Below are 18,458 nucleotides of genomic sequence, written 5' to 3'. Positions count from 1 at the left end.
ATGACCAACAACGATTGGAAAAACCGGCTCAACGTGGTCTATTCGACCAATCCCGATTTTCGGTACGAGGAAGAGGAGAAAGGAGAGCGACAGACGCTTCCCGCCGCTCAGCAGCAGTTGAAAGTGTGGATCGATCGCAAACAGCGCGCCGGGAAACAGGTGACGCTGGTGCGGGGATTCGTCGGTACGGAAGACGACCTGAAAGAACTGGCGCGGTCGCTGAAGAGCAAATGCGGCGTCGGCGGAACGGCCAAGGACGGAGAGATCCTGATTCAGGGCGATTTCCGCGACCGGGTCGTCGATGTGCTCGTCAAAGCCGGATATAAGGCGAAAAAGGCGGGAGGATAGCGATGAAGCGGTGGATCGGGCGGTTGGTCGCCGGGTGGATGTGCGTGTTGCCGGTCGCGGGTTTCGGCCAGTATTACGACTGGGGGCGTTCGCCGTCGGGCATCCGCTGGAATCAGGCGAATACCGTTGCCGGAAAGATCGTTTATCCGGATTATTTTTCAGCGCAGGCCGCCCGGGTGGCGAATTATATGGACACGGTGCGGTCGCATGTTTCCTACGGGTTCAAGTACGGCCCGTTGCGGTTCCCGGTAATTCTGCATACCGAAAATTTCGTTGCGAACGGGATCGTGATGTGGGCGCCGAAACGGATCGAGCTGGAGGCGATTCCGCCGTCGGCCCCGTTCGCCGAGCCGTGGCTCAAACAACTGGTGACGCACGAATACCGGCACGCCGTACAGTACGGCAACCTGCACCGGCGGTTCATGAAATGGGTCGGTTACGTGGTCGGACAGCAGGCGGGTTTGCTTAGTTCGGTGCTGTTGCCGATCTGGTTCCTCGAAGGGGACGCTGTGATGAACGAGACGCAGATGGCGTCGTTCGGCCGTGCGCTGCAACCCTCTTTTACGATCGAATACCGCGCCTACCTGACCGAAGGGACGAAGAAATTCCCGCTCGACAAGTGGTTTTGCGGTTCCTATAAGAATTATATTCCGGATCACTACCAGTTCGGTTATCAACTGGCCGCCTGGTCGCGCGAACAGTACGGGGACGATATGTGGTCGCGGGTCGCGGAATACGGTTCGAAATATCCCTATACCATTCTGACGACGAAGTGGGCGCTGCATAAGTACTACCGCACGTCGGTCAACGAAATCGCGCGCAACACGCTCGACGAGTTGACTCGGTTCTGGCGTTCGCAGCCCGTCGAACCGAACAGCGGTGAAACGCTGCCGACGCCGATTACCAGTTATACGGTCTACGATGCCCCGATGGCGCTGAACGATACGACGCTGCTGGCGCTGAAACGCGATATGGACAAGACGAGCCGCGTCGTGGCGGTCGATCCGCGGACAGGCTGCGAACGCCGGTTGTTCTGGACGGGAAGCGTCAATACGCCTCCGGTGCTGTACGACAGTACGCTGTACTGGACGGAGTACCGGAGCAGCACGCTGTGGGAACAACGCGTGACGTCGCGGGCGTGCAGTTACGACCTGCGCACCGGCCGACGCCGGACCTTGCGCGAACGCGGTAAGACGCTGTTCCCGACGCCGTTGCCCGACGGCCGGCTGGCGACGGTCGGTTACGATTATGCGGGGCGTTACAGCCTCGATCCGGGCGACGGAAGGCGTTTCGATTTTCCGGATACCCTTTCGATACACGGACTCGCTTACGACGAGGTCACCGGAACGCTGGCCGCGATTGCGCTCGGCGACGCGGGGATGTCGATCCTGCGGATCGACTTACAGGACGGAGCTCTGCGGACGATCAAGGAGCCGACTTATGCGAGCCTCTATAACTTGCGGGCGGGAGCCGGAAAGCTTTCGTTCAATTCGATCCAGTCCGGTAAGGACGAAATCCACCTGTTCGACCTTACCGGGGGCCGGGAGTACCGGCTGAGCCGTTCGCGCTACGGTTCGGTGGCTCCGTCGGCTCCAGACAGTAGCGGAGAACTCTATTTTACGACTTACTCGCTGGACGGATACCGGCTGGCCCGCCAATCGGTTCGCAGCGATTCGCTGATTCCGGTGGAGCCTCGGAAACTGCCCGAGAACCGGGTCAATCCGCCGCGACGCAAATGGGACGTGATGAACATCGATACGGTGACGGTTTCCGGCGATTTTCCGGCGGAAACGCGGAAAAAACGATTCCGCAAAGGATTACACCTATTTAACCTTCACAGTTGGGCGCCCTGGGATTTCAACCCGTTCCATATCGCCGACGAGAACCGGATCGACATCAGTTTCGGCGCTACCGTCATGTCGCAGAATCTGCTGAGCAGTACTTTCGGGTACCTGGCCTACGGCTATGCCCCCGATTTCGGCAGCCGCCTGCGCGGAGGAATCAACTATTACGGACTTGCGCCGAAATTTGAACTGTCGTTCGAATACGGTGGAGGCAAGCAGTTGCTTTACGGCGTAAAAAACCTCGAGTACGAAGGGATGAAGCGGAAGAATTATTTTCAGGTCAATCTGCTGGGATACCTGCCGATGACGCTCGCCTCGGGACATCGCGTACGGACGTTGACCCCGTCCGTGGAGCTGCGCCATATCAATGCGCTGATGTGCGGGGACTCTTCCGTTAAAACCGGGTTTCAGCGGTTAGTGACCGGCCTGAATTTTTCGGACAACGTCCGGATGGCGACCCGCGACTTTTTGCCCCGGTGGGGCTATGCGGCCCGGTTCGCTATGGTATGCGCCCCGTTCACGGAAGGTTTCGGCCGACTCTATTCGCTGTACGGGCGGGCCTACCTGCCGGGCGTGATGAAACATCATTCGCTGATGTTGCGCGGAAACCTGCAGCATCAGAACCTGGCTTCCCAGAACTTTTTCTATAAGGAACTTTTTCCGCGCGGAGCCGCGTACAACATCGTGGCGACCCGGCTCGGGGCCGCGTCGGCCGACTACCAGTTCCCCGTGTGGTGTCCCGACGGCGGGATCAGCAGCATCGTCTATTTCAGCCGGATCCGGCTGAACGTCTATTACGATTTCGCCCGGTTCAGACAGGCGATTCCTTCGGTGCTCAGAACGTTCTACCGGATGCATACGGTCACTTCCTACGGCGGCGAGATCATCTTCGACATGCATCCGCTGCGGATTCCGGCGAAGACTACGACGGTCGGGTTTTACATCTATAAGCCCAGCGACCGTTCGGGCGTGGTGGGCGGCGTGAAACTGTCGCTTCCGATCTGATCGGAAAGGGCTGTAAAATAAGCGGGCGCCAAAAACGTTGTTTATTAAAATAGCGATTAAAATTGTACCTTTGCCCGAGATAACCGTTGCATCGTCATGACCAAAAAGAAGATTATCGATAAGCTTCAAACCCCCAAGGCCGTAAAATGGTTCTGGATTATACTCGTATCGCCCGTTGCGCTGATCGTTTTGCTGCTACTGCTGATTCGCCTCGGCGTATTCGGGAAACTGCCGACTTTCGAAGAGCTCGAGAACCCGAAAAGCAACCTGGCTACCGAAATCTATTCGGAGGACGGGCAGATGATCGGCAGCTTTTTTGTCCAGAACCGTTCCTATGTCGATTACAGCGAACTTTCCCCGGCACTGGTGGCGGCCCTGACGTCGACCGAAGACATGCGTTTCTACTCCCATTCCGGGATCGATTTCATTTCGCTGGCCCGCGTGGCCGTCAAGACGATGGCGCTCGGCAACCGCAATCAGGGCGGCGGCAGCACGATTACGCAGCAGTTGGCCAAAAATCTCTACCCGCGCGATACGGCCGTCTACGACAACCCGGTTTCGAAGGGTTCCAAACTGGTGATCTCGAAGCTGAAAGAGTGGATTACGGCCGTGATGCTGGAGTATAACTATACGAAAGAGGAGATCCTGACGATGTACCTGAATACGGTGCTTTACGGCAGCAACGCCTACGGCATCAAGTCGGCGGCGCGGACCTTCTTCAACAAACTGCCGTCGGAACTGAACGTGCAGGAGGCGGCGATGCTGGTCGGCGTGGTGAATGCGCCGACGCGTTACAGCCCGCGCAGCAATCCGGATCGGGCTCTTATCAGGCGCAATACGGTGATCGACCGGATGAGGGCCGGGGGATTTCTGACGCGTCACCAACGCGATTCGATCAAGGCGCTGCCGATCGTACTGGATTACCATCCGATTTCGCACGACGAGGGTACCGGCACCTATTTTCGGAGTATGTTACAGATCGTGATGACCTCGGATCGGCCCGACCGCAAAAGTTTTGCGCCGGGAGTGGCCGGCGATTGGGATTACAAGGCGGCCGTCGAACTGTGGGACAAAAATCCGCTGTACGGCTGGTGTCGGAAAAATACGAAGGCGAACGGCGCTCAATACGATTTGTACCGCGACGGGCTGAAGATCTATACGACGATCAATGCGACGATGCAGAGATATGCCGAGAAGGCCGTATGGGCGCAGATGGGCGGTAACGTACAACCGATGATGGATCGGGTGCTGAAGGGGCGGCGGAGTATTTTCTCGAACCTCAGCAAGGAAGAGGAACAGGCGATTATCAACCGCGCAATGCGTAATTCCGACCGCTATCGGATGTTGAAAAAAGAGGGAGCTACCGAGAAGGAAATTCAACAGGCGTTCGACACGCCGGTCAAAATGCGGGTTTTCAGTTACAAGGGCGACCGGGATACCACGATGACCCCCCGCGATTCGCTGTATTACTACAAGCGTTTCCTGCGGGCTTCGCTGATGGCCCTCGACCCGTCGAACGGTTATGTGAAAGCCTATGTGGGCGGCCCGTCGTTCCGTTATTTCAAATACGATATGGTCAAGCAGGGCAAACGCCAGATCGGGTCGACGATCAAACCGTTCGTCTATACCTTCGCGATCGAGCAATTGGGGCTGACGCCCTGTACGCCGGTGCCGAACCTCCCGGTCACGATCGAAACCTACAACGAGCCGTGGTCGCCGCGCGAGGCCAGCAAAGTGGTTTACGACGGAAATCCGAGACCGCTGCGGTGGGGCCTGGCCAACAGCCGCAACAACTATTCGGCATGGATCATGAAACAGGCGCGGCAGCCGGAAGCGGTAGCCGAATTTATTCATAAGTTCGGTATTCACAGCTATGTGGATCCCGTGCCGGCCCTGTGCGTCGGAACGTCGGACTTTTCGCTGTTCGAACTGGTCGGCGCTTACGGGACGTTCGCCAACCGGGGCGTGCATATCGATCCAATTTTCGTGACGCGGATCGAAGACCGTCACGGCAACGTGCTGGCCAATTTTACTGCGCCGGCTCAGGATGCCATTTCCGAACAGACGGCCTATACGATGCTCGGTATGCTGAAAAACGTCGTCAATGCCGGAACGGCCGGCCGCATCCGGGCGCTCGGGATCACGGCCGATATGGGCGGCAAGACCGGGACGACGCAGAACAACTCCGACGCTTGGTTCGTCGGCGTGACGCCGAAGCTGGTCGCCGGCGTGTGGGTCGGCGGCGAAGACCGGAGCATCCATCTCTCTTCGGGCGGCGAAGGATCGCGGATCGCGCTGCCGATTTTCGCCGATTTCATCAAGCGGGTCTACAACGAGCCGAAGCTCGGAATCACGCAGAAAGACCAATTCCCGATACCGGTCGGCGCGGTTTCCTACGACTGCGACGAGAGCGACCTCCATGCTCCCGCATCGCAGACGCGCGACGACGAGTTTTTCGATTAGATTTCCGGTTCGACAGTCGTTTCCGCAGGTTTGAAAAAACGGACGTATGGAATTCTGTAAAAATGTTCCGAGTGTTCCTGTATTTCTTTGATCGGAACGAAAAGTTGAGTCGTTTTTAGATCTTTGTTCATAAGACAAAGAAACGGAACGTTTTCTTTATCCAGTATACCTAATCGGATATCGTGAGTTACATATAATTTCATGGATTATTCTTGATATGAGCTACGACGATGACCGGATTGTCGTTTGCTGTGATTGTTTTGCTTAGGTTCGCTATTTGAGGATTATCACTGTTTCGAAAATAATCGAAATAGAAAGATTCCATAACATAATAGAAGTTTTTACCGTCTGTCGCCATAGGCATAAACGGAATCGTTTTGTCCAGATCGTTGACGACGGGAATCCGGTTATCGGTGTTTTTTTCCCAAATGCGGACTCCTTCCTTAAATGTTTTGCGCCGGGGATTGTAAAATCCGTAATAACTTTTATTGTTATGCCGGTAAAAGAGATAAACAACGCTGTCGCTTTCGAGCATGTTGCAAATTACCGGATATTGAGGCTTAGAATCTTCCTGTGAGGCTTCTTGAGCCGATTTACTGCTACTTGCCGTCCGTTGTAGTTCCCGCATTTGGGGGGTAACGCCGAGGTCTACGTAATATTCCGGCTGAACCTTATTGTTGCAAATACTGTAAACGGTATCGTTTAGCGGCATGATTAGGTGTACCGTATCGTTCGAATAAGTGCTGGACAGATTGTTGATAAGACCCGTAATTCCTAATCGGTTGATTGTGCTGTTGAAAAATAATTTTGATTGAGTTTTACGGGTTTGCAGGTCGAAAAGAATCAGATTGGGAGATTTGGAACGGATGCTGTAATTCGGATTGTTGATGTAGTCACAATAGCAGGCCAGTCGGTTGTTTCCCAAATAAGCGATCGAGGTCGTGATAAAATCCAGTCTGATTTTTTCGATAAATTCTCCTTCATAAGTGAATATGGAAATTTTCTGGGCCATATCGTCGTGAACGATCAGTCTTTTGTTAGAGACGTCTACGGCGACGTCGTTCAAGCTCAAATATTCTCCGGGCCCTCGGCCTTTTTTATTGATTTTACGGATAAACTTTCCCGATTTATCGAAGATGTAAATCGTTTGCGTGATATCTTTATCCACTATTAGAATACGGTCTTTCAACGGGATTATTTTATCGATTACTCCTATTAGGTTCGAAGTATCGGTAGCCAGTTTGATATAAGATAATGAATCCGCAATGTCAGAAAGATGTAGCAGGTGTTCTGTCGTTTGCAACGGCGGATGCAGAACGGTTAGCCCGGTCGCCGGACGATTCCGGTGGCAGGCCGACAACAGGATTGCACCTGAAAAAATAACAAACAGCGTTCGGGTCATGTTTTTACCGGATGGTCGATCGGGCGTTTCGTATTCCAAAGTTATGAAATAAAGTCTTTTCAGAAAAATTCACGGATCGGTTTGCTTCGTATTTCGGCAGCGAAACTTAAAGGTAATCCCTGTCGGTATTCCGTCTTATGATTTTTAATGGAAGATGTTTCGAAAACATGTAAATAAAACAAATAGAATAAAAATTTAACAAATAGTTTATTTTAAAATAAAACCTGTTACCTTTGTCGCAAACAGAAGGCTTTTACGAAAAAAAGTCATTATTTTTGCCGAAACAATAGATAGAAACGTTTTTAATAAAGGGCTTTCCCCGCGGGAAGGTTTCCTGTTTAAAAGTCTTTAAAATTATGAAAGTTGCGATTGTTGGCGCAAGCGGCGCCGTAGGCCAGGAATTTCTCCGGGTGCTGGAACAACGGGAATTTCCGATCGACGAATTGTTATTGTTCGGTTCCGAACGCAGTGCGGGCCGTAAATATACGTTCCGGGGTAAGGAGCTGACCGTGCGTCTGCTGGCCCATAACGACGATTTCAAAGGGGTCGATATCGCTTTTGCGTCGGCCGGAGCCGGTACGTCGAAAGAGTTTGCCGAGACGATCACCAAATTCGGGACGCTGATGATCGACAATTCGAGCGCATTCCGGATGGATGAAAATGTGCCGCTGGTGGTTCCCGAAGTGAATCCGACCGATGCGGTCAATCCGCCCCGCCGGATCATCGCTAACCCGAACTGTACGACGATCCAGATGGTCGTGGCGCTCAAGGCGATCGAGAATCTGTCCCATATCCGCCGGGTGCACGTATCGACTTACCAGTCCGCCAGCGGCGCCGGAGCGAGCGCGATGGCCGAACTGGCCGAACAGCACGCCCAGTTGGTGCGCGGCGAAGAACCGACCGTCGAAAAATTCGCTTTTCAATTGGCTTTCAATGTTATCCCTCAGGTGGATGTCTTTACCGACAACGGTTATACCAAAGAGGAGATGAAGATGTTCAACGAGACGCGTAAGATCATGCATTCGGACGTGAAGGTCAGTGCGACCTGCGTGCGCGTTCCGGTAATGCGCGCCCACTCCGAGTCGATCTGGCTCGAGACCGAACGGCCCGTATCCGTCGAAGAGGCGCGCAAGGCGTTCGCGGGCGCAGAAGGGGTGGTGCTGATGGACGAACCGGGAGAAAAAGTTTATCCGATGCCGCTGCCGTTGGCCGGTGTGGACGCCGTGTACGTGGGGCGTATCCGCAAGGATCTGGCCGATCCGAACGGACTTACGTTCTGGTGCGTCAGCGACCAGATTCGCAAAGGCGCGGCGCTGAATGCCGTGCAGATCGCCGAATACCTCGTAAAGGAGGGACATGTGAAATAAGGATTTCCCGGGAACGGGAAGGTATGAATAGGAAACGGGCATGAACCTAAGTTCATGCCCGTTTTTTGGAATCGTGCGTACTATTTTCCGATGGCGAAAACGGCGCTGACCGGTTCGAGCGTAAGGCGAATCCGGGTATAGATCGTGCCGTCGGCATGTCTGTCGTATTCGACATCTTCCCACTTCCCGATCGTGCCGGTATGCGGGTTCCACTTTTCGAGTTTCAGCTTTCCTTTCAGGCTCACCTGCGTGTCGACCGGTTTGTCGGTAGAGTTGGCGAACAGGTAGATATCCTGTCCCTCTTTCTGCTTGTGGATATATGAGAACATGCCGAGTTCGTCGGCCGGCAGGTCGCGGAACCGTTCTACGCCCAACAGCGGCTGTCCCGGCAGGCCGGCTGCGGCCAGCGTTTCGACCGGATCGACCCGGACGTCCGGGTCGGGCAACAGCGAATCGATCGCTGCGGCCAGCGCGGTCGACTCGGCCTGCGGCAAGAAGATGGTTTTTCCGCCGTTTTCATTGGAAGAAGAGACCTGTCGGGCAGGCATCGGAGCCTCCGGATCGATGCCGAAAATCTCCCGTACCAGCGCGACCGCTTCTGCATCCTGCCCGAATTCGGCGGATCTGGACGGCAACAGGTTGGTCGCCAGTATTTTTCCGCCGCTTCGGTAGTAATCCCGTATTTTCCGTAAGGTTTCCACCGAGAGCACTTTTCCGGAGGGCATGATAAGCAGTTTGTACGTCTGTCCGGTGGACGGCGTGTTCAGCTTGATTTGTCCGTTGCCGATCTGGTATTTGTCCGTGACGAAGTCTTCCGGATGCAGGAAAGTAAAGTCCCGTCGGATCTGCCCGGTCAGCAGATCGCCGATCCGGTTGTAGTCGGTGCCGGGAGGCACGTCTTTTCCGCACCGGGGGCGTCCGGTTTCCCAGGCGTACCACGCTTCGAGCGACTGAATCGGGAAGAGCAGCGCGATGTCGGCCACCCGGCGACCGCCTTGCAGCAGGAACGTGCTCCGGCCGGCGAAATCGTTGTATCCGGGCAGGGCCGGGGCCAGCCGCGGATTGTAATGCGCGATCAGCGGCGGGATCTTGACCGTATCCGGTTCGTACCACATCCCGTGCGGAACCAGGAAGTTGACGCCCCGCGCCATGACTTCCATCGCAACCCGGTACAGCATGGCCGAATCGGTCTCCCGATCCGAATAATTCCCGTAAATTTCGGCGCCGACGAGTTGTTTGTCGAATGCGTCGGCAGCCGAGCTGATCAGTTTGAAGCCGGGACGCCCGTACGGATAGCCGTGGATGGCGTCCATCAGCGGAATGTGGACGTGCCGGTAAAATTTGAATGGGTCTCCGTACATATCGACGGTCGTCGGCTCGTAATTTCCGGGCGGGTGTCCCATGCTTTGCAACCCGTAGCGGTCGCACCATTCGGCTACGCAAAGCGGGAAACCGTCGCCCATCGCCTCGGCGCGCAGTCCGAACAAGGCGACCCGTGCCGCATCGGTTTCCGGACCGATATCGTACCACAGGGCCGGGTAATACAGAGCCGCCTTTTTTCCATAGCGTTTTTCGAACAGGCCGGAAAGCTCCGGATTCCAGTAATTCTCGATGCCGTAATAGCCCACGTCGTCGAAAAACGTTTTCGTGATCGTATTCCCGAAATAGGGTTCGAAACGTTCGGCATACTGGTCGTAGGTCATTTTCATGAACTCTTTGACAGCCTTCGGCTCCATGTAGTCCACGTGGTTGTCTACGTGGTTTTCCATCGCGAACGACATGATTTTCCATGTTCCTTCCGGTACCTGCCATTCCAGCGTGCTGTCGGTTACGAATTCGCCGAGATCGATCCGTTCGAGCGTCAGCGTGTTCATCGCTGCGGCCCCCATGAACGAGTCCCGGAGCGGAACGGCGATTTTTACGTTCTTCGGTCCGATTGCCTCTTCTTCGGTTTTACAAAGCCTCTTGCGGGTGTACTGCGGGAATTGTTCGCCCAGTTTGCCGCCGGCGGTTCCGCTCGGGAAATCGACGTCGTCGTACAGGATCACCTGCGCTCCCTGTTCGGCCGAACATTCCAGGATGTCCCGGTAGCGGTTGAAATAGCCTTCCGACAGGTAAACGGGCGTCGTGCCGGGACAGATGCCCTGATTGCCCCACATGCCTCCCGGGTTCAGCGGAAGGACGGCCACGCCGCCGAATCCGTCTCCCTGGATGGCGTCGCTCAGTTGTTTGCGGATTCCTTCGGTGGTCAGCGTGCCGTTGATGTGCCAGAACGGCTGCGGACGGTAGATGTCCGACGGGTCGGCGAACTCTTTTTCCCAGGTTTCGCGCTGACCGGCTCCGCGGCATCCGCATACGGCGAGCACCGTCCCGTATATGAGCAGTTTTCGGAATGTTTTTTTCATTTGCAGAATGATTAACGAACGCTTACAAATATAAAGATATGTGTAAGATATTAAAATTTTTTCCGGCGGATCAGGCTTCCGACCAGAAACAGCAGCAACGCGGCGGCGGCGGCCAACGCTATCTGCCACGAATCGTTCCACGAAAAGGTAATCATGCGCCGTTTCAGAATGGCCGTCAGCAGGAATAGCAGTGCCATTCCCCAGAAATTACGGAAATCGCCGCGCAGAATGGCCAGAAACGAGAATTTTCGCGTCCGGTACCGTTTGCCTCTGCGGTTCGGGATCAGCGCGGGGGTCTGTTTGCACCAGATGCGGAAATCTTCGCCGTACTTGTGCAACATCAGTTCCTCTTCGCGGCTCAGGACGATCAGGTAGCAGGCGACGTATGCGGCTGTCGCGGCGACGATAAACCAGTTGACGCCCACGAACAGGATAAAGCCGAACCAGACCAGAAAGTTGCCCGTATAGAGCGGATACCGCATTCGGGCATAGATGCCCTCGGTCGGGAAGACGGCAGGGCCGTTTTCGGCCGTTTCGGCATTTTTTCGCGCCAGCGGAGCCGATGTTCCGAGCGCGCGGGCGCGGATCAGGAATCCCCACAGCGAGCAGGCGATGCAGAGCGCCGCATAGACGATTCCGTCGTAAACGGAGAACGGCACTGCGATCCACAGGGCGATCCATCCGGCGGGGATCAGCACCAGCGGCAGTTTTCGCCGCGCACGCCAGAGGCGGTAACGGAAAATGGTGTATCGTTCTGAAAGCGTCATTTATCGGAAGAAATGTTTTCGGTTCGTTCCGGGGGCGTTTCGACCCGTTTCATTAGCCGGCCGAACAGCGCGAACGCGCCGGCTCCGAGACCGAGGCCGAGAGCCGTCCCCAGCAGAATGTCCATCGGGTAATGGACGCCGAGGTAAATGCGGCTGTAAGCGAGCAGCAGCGCCCATCCGAAGATAGCGACCGTATACCACCTTTTTCGGAACAGCCGGGCGGTGAACAGCGCGATCGCGAAGCTGATCGCCGCATGGGCCGATACCGTGCCGTACAGTCCGCCGCGGTAACCCCGCACGGTATGGACGAAGGCTTCGATGTCGGGCGTATGGGTCGGCCGGAATTTCGGCGTGAAGTGTTTGAAGAAATTGCAGATCTGGTCGGCCGCTCCGACGCACAGGCCGAGCACGACCGCTACCCACAGCAGGCGGCGCCAGCCCCACTGTTTCCAGACCGCGTACAGGATCGCCGCATAAAGCGGAACCCAGGTCAGCCGGGCCGAAACGATGTAAAAAAAAGTATCCCAGCCCGCTCCGCCGTCCCCGTTGAGGGCCAGCAGCAGTTGCTTGTCGATATCCAGAAGGGATTGCCAAACCATAGGTGCGGATCGTTTTGATCCCCAAAAATACGATTAAAATCCGTTCCGGTCAAACATCCGGTGCGGAAACCCTAAAATTGGAAGTAGATGAACGGTTGGATTTCGGACGATTTGATCTGCATGATTCCCCAGATCAGGACGGTGATGATGACGGCCTGCGCCAGTACGGGGGCGGCGGTAACGACCCTTTTTCCCCAGGTTTCGGCCGCTTCGGGCAGCAGGTGCAGCAGGAACCCGACGGCCATCAGTCCGAAGATCGTTCCGTAACCGGAAACCACCTGCGGGATCAGCGCGGCATTGAAATGGTTGAATATCTGGGATGTTATCAGCGTGACGCTGTGCATGTCCTGTGCGCGGAACATGATCCAGCCGAAACAGACGACGTGGAACGTGACGATGATACCGATTACCCGTCGCCAGGGAACCATGTCCGCGCCCGTCTTTTTGAACGAAGGGAAGCGGTTCACCGTCCATTTGTGCACGGCCAGCGCCGCGCCGTGCCATGCGCCCCACAGTACGAAACGGATCGCCGCGCCGTGCCACAGCCCGCCGATCAGCATCGTCAGGAACAGGTTCAGGTAGGTGCGGGCTTTTCCCTTGCGGTTGCCGCCCAGCGAAATGTAAAGGTAATCTTTCAACCAGCTCGACAGCGAAATGTGCCACCTGCGCCAGAATTCGGTGATCGTAGCCGATTTATACGGCGAGTCGAAGTTCTTCGGGAAGCGGAAACCCAGCAGCAGCGCCAGTCCGATCGCCATGTCCGAATAGCCCGAGAAGTCGCAGTAGATTTGCAGGGCGTAGCCGTATACGCCCATCAAATTCTCGAACCCGCTGTATAGGAGCGGGTTGTCGAATATGCGGTCGACGAAATTCAAACTGATGTAGTCCGAAATAATGGCTTTTTTGAAAAGACCCGATATGATCAGGAAGATTCCCATGCCGAACATTTCGCGCGTTACGACGATCGGCTTCTGGCGGATTTGCGGCATGAAATCCCTCGCTTTGACAATCGGGCCGGCTACCAGTTGCGGGAAGAACGACAGATAGAACAGGTAGTCGATCCACTGGTCGGCCGGATCGATCCGCCGTTTGTACAGGTCGATGATGTAGCTGATTGACTGGAACGTGAAAAACGAGATTCCTACGGGCAGGAAAATGTTTTGGAAATCGAGCCAGTCGCGTCCCGAAACGTCGTTGAGCAGGCCGATGAAAAAGTTCGTGTATTTGAAATAGCACAGCACGCCGATGTCGATCGTAAGGCTCAGCGCTACGAGCCATTTGCGCAGCGATTGCTTCCGGGCGGCACACAGGAAGCGGCCGATGACGTAGTCCGAGACCGACATGCCGACCAGCAGGAACAGGAACAGTCCGCTGGTTTTGTAATAGAAATAGAGCGAAAACAGCACGACATAGATCATCCGCAGCATGACCGCCCGCCGCATGAATTGGTAGAAAAAGGCGAAGCCGGCGAACAGGAACAGAAACAGCCCGCTGGAAAACAGGATCGGGTGCAGCGGATCGTAACTGAGTATTTCCGTTATTTTGTCGCAAACGGACGAAACATCGGGCATATATCTGATTTTTTCTGGGTCGCCGGAACATCGGGTAACGGCGGGCAAATTTAATATTATTTTCTACGACCGCTACCGGAGCGGAAGAAATACGAAAAGTTTTTCGATCGTTTTCCGGATTCGGACGGGAACGAAGATTCGGGAGCGGATCAATTCAGCAGAATCTTGAGTTCTCCGTTATGTTTGCGGTAGTGGTCGTAGGCTTTCATGATCGCGTCGTAGAAAAGTTTTCCCTGCAGCCGGTATCCTTCGCGCGAAAGGTGCACCCGGTCGGCGTTGGCTATTCCGAGATCGGCCCATCGGCCCATTGCTCCGTCGCCGCCCGCTGCCGCGTAGAAATCCCAGACCGGCAGCCGGTACAGCGCCGCCTGCCGCAGAATGCATTCCCGCATGGCGCAGGCGTTCGGGTTGGGTTTCCGGTAGGTGCGGCCTTTGGAACGTATCCGTCTGCAGTGTTCCATCGGAGTGGTCAGCAGCAGAACGGAAGCGGGCATGTTCCGGCGGATCGAGTCGATCAGCCGGGTGATCTGAACGTCCGCGTCGGCCGGATCGAAAGACGCGCCGTAGCTGTCGTTCGTGCCGAGCGAGACGATTACCAGATCGGGGCACAGTCCAGATGCCTGGCGGACGATCTGCGGGTTGCGGTTAATGGCGGCGTAGGTGTTGCCGTTGATGCCGAAACTGTGGTACAGGACTCCGCTGCGACCGTTTTCGAGGGAAAAACCGTAAAAAGCCGAATGGGCGAACGACGAGTCCGCGACCGAAGCGCACAACCTGATCTGTTCGACCGGCCGGCTCAGCGGGATCAGCGTCATTTCGTCGTTGTCTAGGGCGGGACAGCAAATCCCGTCGGACAGCGAATCGGGAACCGTGAGCAGCGGCGCTTCGCGGTGGTGGAATGCCCAGATGCGGTCGAACGGTTCCTTGGTTTTGATATCCAGTTCGATATGGCGGTCGTAGGTAACGATCGACATGCCCGACATGCCCGGTTCTTCGGTTGCGGCGCGCGTGATGCAGTTGCTGCGGTTCCAACTGTTCGGCGAGGTGATCGCGTAATCCGGCGGTTCGTTCGTTCCGGCCAGCTTCAGCGGGACGATCAGGCCGCGCCCCGCATTGCCGAATTCGCGTTGGAGGTTTTCACGCACTTCGTTGGGGAAAAATCCGGCCTGGATATGCGAATCGCCGATTTGCAGGATCGAGATCACGGCTGTCGTATCCTTTTTTTCGAGTGCCTCCAGTTTTTGGAAAAGGGGTTCGAGCGCTGCGACGTTACCGCCGAGGCGGTTCGAGTCGGGACAGATGATTTCCGGATAACAAGAGTCGGCCGGCTCGGCGGAATCCGCCTGCGCGCGCGCGGTAAACGCCGTGCCGCACAGCAGCAAAGTCAGGATTGTTTGCAGGTATGGTATTCCTTTGAAGATCATGGTTGTGCGAATTCGTTTGTCGTGAAGGTCGTATCTGCGTCCGCGTCTGAATCCGTTTCCGTCTCCGTTTCGATGGTTCCGGGGATCGTATCGTTCCGGTTGTAATGCAGCATCTCGTTTTTCCGGCGTTCCTCTTCGATCCGGTCCCGGCGCTGCTGCTCCGCTTCGACTCCCTGCATCCAGTTCCCGACCAGTTTCCCGGCGATGAATTTTCCGCCGGCGTAACCCAGGTGGGTGTAGTCTTTCGCCGCCCAGTTCTTGCGGACGAACTCGACCATGCTGTTTTCGCCTCCCATCGCTTCGAAAGTGTTCCAGAATGCGACGCCCGTTTCCCGGGCGGCGTTCCGCTGCGCTTCGATCATTCCCCGCACGGCGGGCATCGTGACGAATTCCCCGTCGCGTTGCGTACTGCGGTCGCAGACGCCCATGACCAGTATGCTGCTGTTCGGGAAACAGCGTTTCATGTAATTGATTACCTTTATGAAAGCCTTTTCATAGGAGCCGTAATGCAGGACGTCGGCCGACATGACGTTCAGGCCGTATTGCAGGATAATCAGGTCGTACCCGCGCATGGCGCCGATTCGCGCGTTGACTGCGGCGTTGGTTCCGAACAGGGCTAGTCCGCTGTTGCCCCGGATCGAATAGTTGTCGAGACTGACGCCGTTTTTGTTTTCGAAAACGATCCCGTAACCGATGAATCCCGCCGGATTGGCGATCCGGACTTCGAGCGAACGGATCGGGGTGTGGATGTCGATCTGCTGGACTTCCGGGCCCGGTTCGGGGTTGTAGACTTTATGGATCGTATCGTTGATCGTTACATGGATCGTCGTTCGTTCGCGGTTCGTAAAGATCAGCCGGGCGACCGACGCGCGGTCGATGTGCTTGCGGAACATGACGCCTTTCATTTGCACCGAAGCGCTTTCGTCGGGGATGCACAGGCTGCCCGATACGAAAAATTTATCTCGGTACTCTTCGGGGGCCTGCCGGGCGTTTTTTACGTCCAGCGTCGTCCAGCCGTCGAACGTGTGGCGCACCGTTCCCCGGAACTGGGCGATCGGCGACGAAAACGGCACGAATCCTACGCCCCCGCCGCCGTACAGATCTTGCAGTTGTTCCCGGATGTCGGCCGTGATGATATCTCCTTCGATGAACGAATCGCCCAGCACCGCGATCCGTACCGGGCGTTTGCCCTCTTTTTTCAACAGAGCGTCGTAGAAATGGAGCATCGACGGGCCGTCCGTTCCGAAATCTTCGAGGAATCCGATCCGTTCGACGACCGGTGCGGGAGGTTGCTCCGCCGCGCTGTCGCCGCGCTGCACCTCTGCGGATGACTCGTGTCGGGAATCGTCCCGGGTATGGGGAACCGTTGCCTGAACCGTCCGTGCGTTCGTCTGTGCCGTTTGTTTTTCTGCCTGCGAATCTGCCGCCGCCCGTGCTTCGGCCTCGAGCGCTTCTCCTTCCGCCAGGAAGGTAGTGTCGAAATAGAGATTGGTTTCCGGAATCGGTTCGTGTTCGTCCTGGATCAGATCGGACAGGATATTGATCTTTTTCAAGGTCGTTTTGCCGAAGGTGACTTTCGGAATCCGGGATATGCCCAGCAGAAAGAGGATGACAAAAACGGTGATCAGAAAGCTCCGACCCGTATAATCTTGTTTTCGATTCATAGACGCGAAGGTTCAAAACCCGTTGCGAAGTTAATAAAAATCATTCGTACGGCCCTATACGATTTCCCTTTTTCTTTCGGCCCGATCCGCCGTAAAAGCAAAAAGCGGCCCGACAGGCCGCTTTCGGTTGTCAGAGTGAGGTTTTTGCGCTTAGACTTTTGCCTGCCCTCTTTTTTCCATCGGAATGAATTTCTTTTCGGGTCCGACGTTCCGGTAGGCCGGGCGAATGATCCGTTTGCTGTCGAAGTTCAGTTCTTCGATCCGGTGCGCGGCCCATCCGGTGATGCGGCTCATGGCGAACAGCGGGGTGAAGACTTCGCTCGGGAGCCCGATCATTTCGTAAACGAATCCGGAATAGAAGTCGACGTTCGCGCAAACTCTTTTATTTACTTTGTTTCCTTTGAAATTCATGAAGTTTTCGACGGCGCGCTCTTCGAGCAGTTCGAGGAAAGCGAACTCCTCTTCGCGGCCTTTCTCCCGGGCCAGATCGCGGGCCATCTCCTTCAGCAGCAGCGCGCGGGGGTCGGAGATCGTATAAACGGCATGTCCGATGCCGTAGATCAGCCCGCATTTGTCGTATACCTCTTTGCGTAGCATTTTCTGCAGGTAGTCGTCTATTTCGGAGACGCTTTTCCAGTTGCGGATATTTTCTTTCAGGTGGTTGAACATGCTTACGACTGCGAGGTTGGCTCCGCCGTGCAGCGGCCCTTTCAGCGACCCGATCGCCGCGGCGATCGAAGAGTAGGTATCGGTGCCCGACGAACTGGTCACGCGGACCGTAAACGTGGAGTTGTTGCCGCCGCCGTGTTCGGCATGGAGCATGAGGGCCAGATCCAGCGTCCGGGCATCCAGAGCGGTATAACCTCCTTTCAGCATGTACAGAAAATTCTCCGCGACCGAAAGGTTCTCTTTCGGGAAACGAATGTGCAGCGAACGTCCCTGGTTGCTGTGGCGCATGATGTTGTACGCGTAAGCGATGATGGTCGGGAACTTCGAGATCAGGTCCACCGACTGGCGCATCAGGTTGTTCCGCGAAGTGTCGTCGGGGTTTTCGTCGAAGGTATACATCTCCAATACGCTGCGGGCCAGGATATTCATGATGTTCTGGCCCTCCAGGTCGAGGATGTTCATTTTGGTCTTCTGGGTCAGCGGCATGCACTGGTGCACCATGTTGCTGAAAGCGGCCAGTTCTTCTTTGTCGGGAAGGTAGCCGGATAGCAATAGGAATGCGGTTTCTTCGAAGCCGAACCGTTTTTCGGCCAGAATGCCCCGAACCAGGTCTTCGACGTCGATGCCGCGGTAGATCAGCCGTCCCGGGATCGCTTTGAGTCCTCCTTCGGGCAATTTTTCGTAACCTACCACGTTTCCGATTTTAGTCAACCCGACCAGCACTCCGGAATGATCTTCGTTGCGAAGTCCCCGTTTTACGTTGTATTCGGTAAAAAGTTCGTTATCAATACGGCTGGTCGTTTTAATCGATTCCGACAATCTGCTGATTATGCATTCCTTTTCCATCTTTATCCTCCTTTATTATCAGTTCAAGCCTTGCAATTTATAAAAAATTTTTGTAATTTACTATCGCCGGAAACGATCCGGTCG

Annotated in this window: 12 protein-coding genes; 4 read left to right on the top strand and 8 right to left on the bottom strand. The window is 55.5% G+C overall.

Annotated features, from left to right (window positions below; genetic code table 11):
* From PGR91_RS02245 to PGR91_RS02235, 3 genes are all read left to right on the top strand, one after another.
* On the top strand, positions 1–348 hold the full coding sequence (locus PGR91_RS02245; protein ID WP_101571968.1) for a translation initiation factor: 348 nt from the start codon (positions 1–3) through the stop codon (positions 346–348).
* A gap of 2 nt (positions 349–350) precedes the next feature.
* Positions 351–3,197: a DUF2268 domain-containing protein gene (locus tag PGR91_RS02240; protein ID WP_259336697.1), complete on the top strand. Its 2,847-nt coding sequence runs from the start codon at positions 351–353 to the stop codon at positions 3,195–3,197.
* 96 nt (positions 3,198–3,293) lie between these two features.
* Entirely contained in the window at positions 3,294–5,660 is a 2,367-nt protein-coding gene (locus PGR91_RS02235; RefSeq protein ID WP_118655537.1) for a transglycosylase domain-containing protein, read from the top strand.
* A gap of 199 nt (positions 5,661–5,859) precedes the next feature.
* Here the strand turns inward: PGR91_RS02235 and PGR91_RS02230 are convergent, their stop codons facing one another.
* Positions 5,860–7,062: a 6-bladed beta-propeller gene (locus PGR91_RS02230; protein ID WP_118655535.1), complete on the bottom strand. Its 1,203-nt coding sequence runs from the start codon at positions 7,060–7,062 to the stop codon at positions 5,860–5,862.
* 356 nt (positions 7,063–7,418) lie between these two features.
* On the opposite strand from PGR91_RS02230, the gene PGR91_RS02225 reads away from it, so the two are divergent.
* Positions 7,419–8,429, top strand: a complete 1,011-nt coding sequence (locus PGR91_RS02225; RefSeq protein WP_101571961.1) for an aspartate-semialdehyde dehydrogenase — start codon at positions 7,419–7,421, stop codon at positions 8,427–8,429.
* An 80-nt stretch (positions 8,430–8,509) separates the two neighbouring features.
* Here the strand turns inward: PGR91_RS02225 and PGR91_RS02220 are convergent, their stop codons facing one another.
* The 7 genes from PGR91_RS02220 to PGR91_RS02190 form a co-directional block, all read right to left on the bottom strand.
* A complete protein-coding gene (locus PGR91_RS02220) occupies positions 8,510–10,834 on the bottom strand; it encodes a glycosyl hydrolase (RefSeq protein ID WP_101571959.1) in 2,325 nt (774 codons plus the stop codon).
* A 50-nt stretch (positions 10,835–10,884) separates the two neighbouring features.
* Entirely contained in the window at positions 10,885–11,601 is a 717-nt protein-coding gene (locus PGR91_RS02215) for a methyltransferase family protein (RefSeq protein ID WP_101571957.1), read from the bottom strand.
* The gene (locus tag PGR91_RS02210) at positions 11,598–12,200 is read right to left on the bottom strand and encodes a phosphatase PAP2 family protein (protein WP_055202830.1); all 603 of its coding nucleotides are present in this window, start codon (positions 12,198–12,200) and stop codon (positions 11,598–11,600) included. The genes PGR91_RS02215 and PGR91_RS02210 overlap by 4 nt, the downstream gene beginning before the upstream one ends.
* A 71-nt stretch (positions 12,201–12,271) precedes the next feature.
* Complete coding sequence (locus PGR91_RS02205) at positions 12,272–13,771, bottom strand: MBOAT family O-acyltransferase (RefSeq protein ID WP_101571953.1); 1,500 nt, start codon at positions 13,769–13,771, stop codon at positions 12,272–12,274.
* 149 nt (positions 13,772–13,920) lie between these two features.
* A complete protein-coding gene (locus tag PGR91_RS02200) occupies positions 13,921–15,195 on the bottom strand; it encodes a GDSL-type esterase/lipase family protein (protein WP_118655533.1) in 1,275 nt (424 codons plus the stop codon).
* Entirely contained in the window at positions 15,192–16,859 is a 1,668-nt protein-coding gene (locus tag PGR91_RS02195) for a hypothetical protein (RefSeq protein WP_101571949.1), read from the bottom strand. The genes PGR91_RS02200 and PGR91_RS02195 overlap by 4 nt, the downstream gene beginning before the upstream one ends.
* Before the next feature lie 150 nt (positions 16,860–17,009).
* Complete coding sequence (locus tag PGR91_RS02190) at positions 17,010–18,374, bottom strand: citrate/2-methylcitrate synthase (RefSeq protein WP_118655531.1); 1,365 nt, start codon at positions 18,372–18,374, stop codon at positions 17,010–17,012.
* Positions 18,375–18,458: the final 84 nt, after the last annotated feature.

Origin of the sequence: Candidatus Alistipes pullistercoris, from assembly GCF_027665465.1 — a bacterium.
GTDB lineage: Bacteria > Bacteroidota > Bacteroidia > Bacteroidales > Rikenellaceae > Alistipes_A > Alistipes_A hominis.
This window is presented reverse-complemented; position numbering and strand designations above follow the sequence as displayed.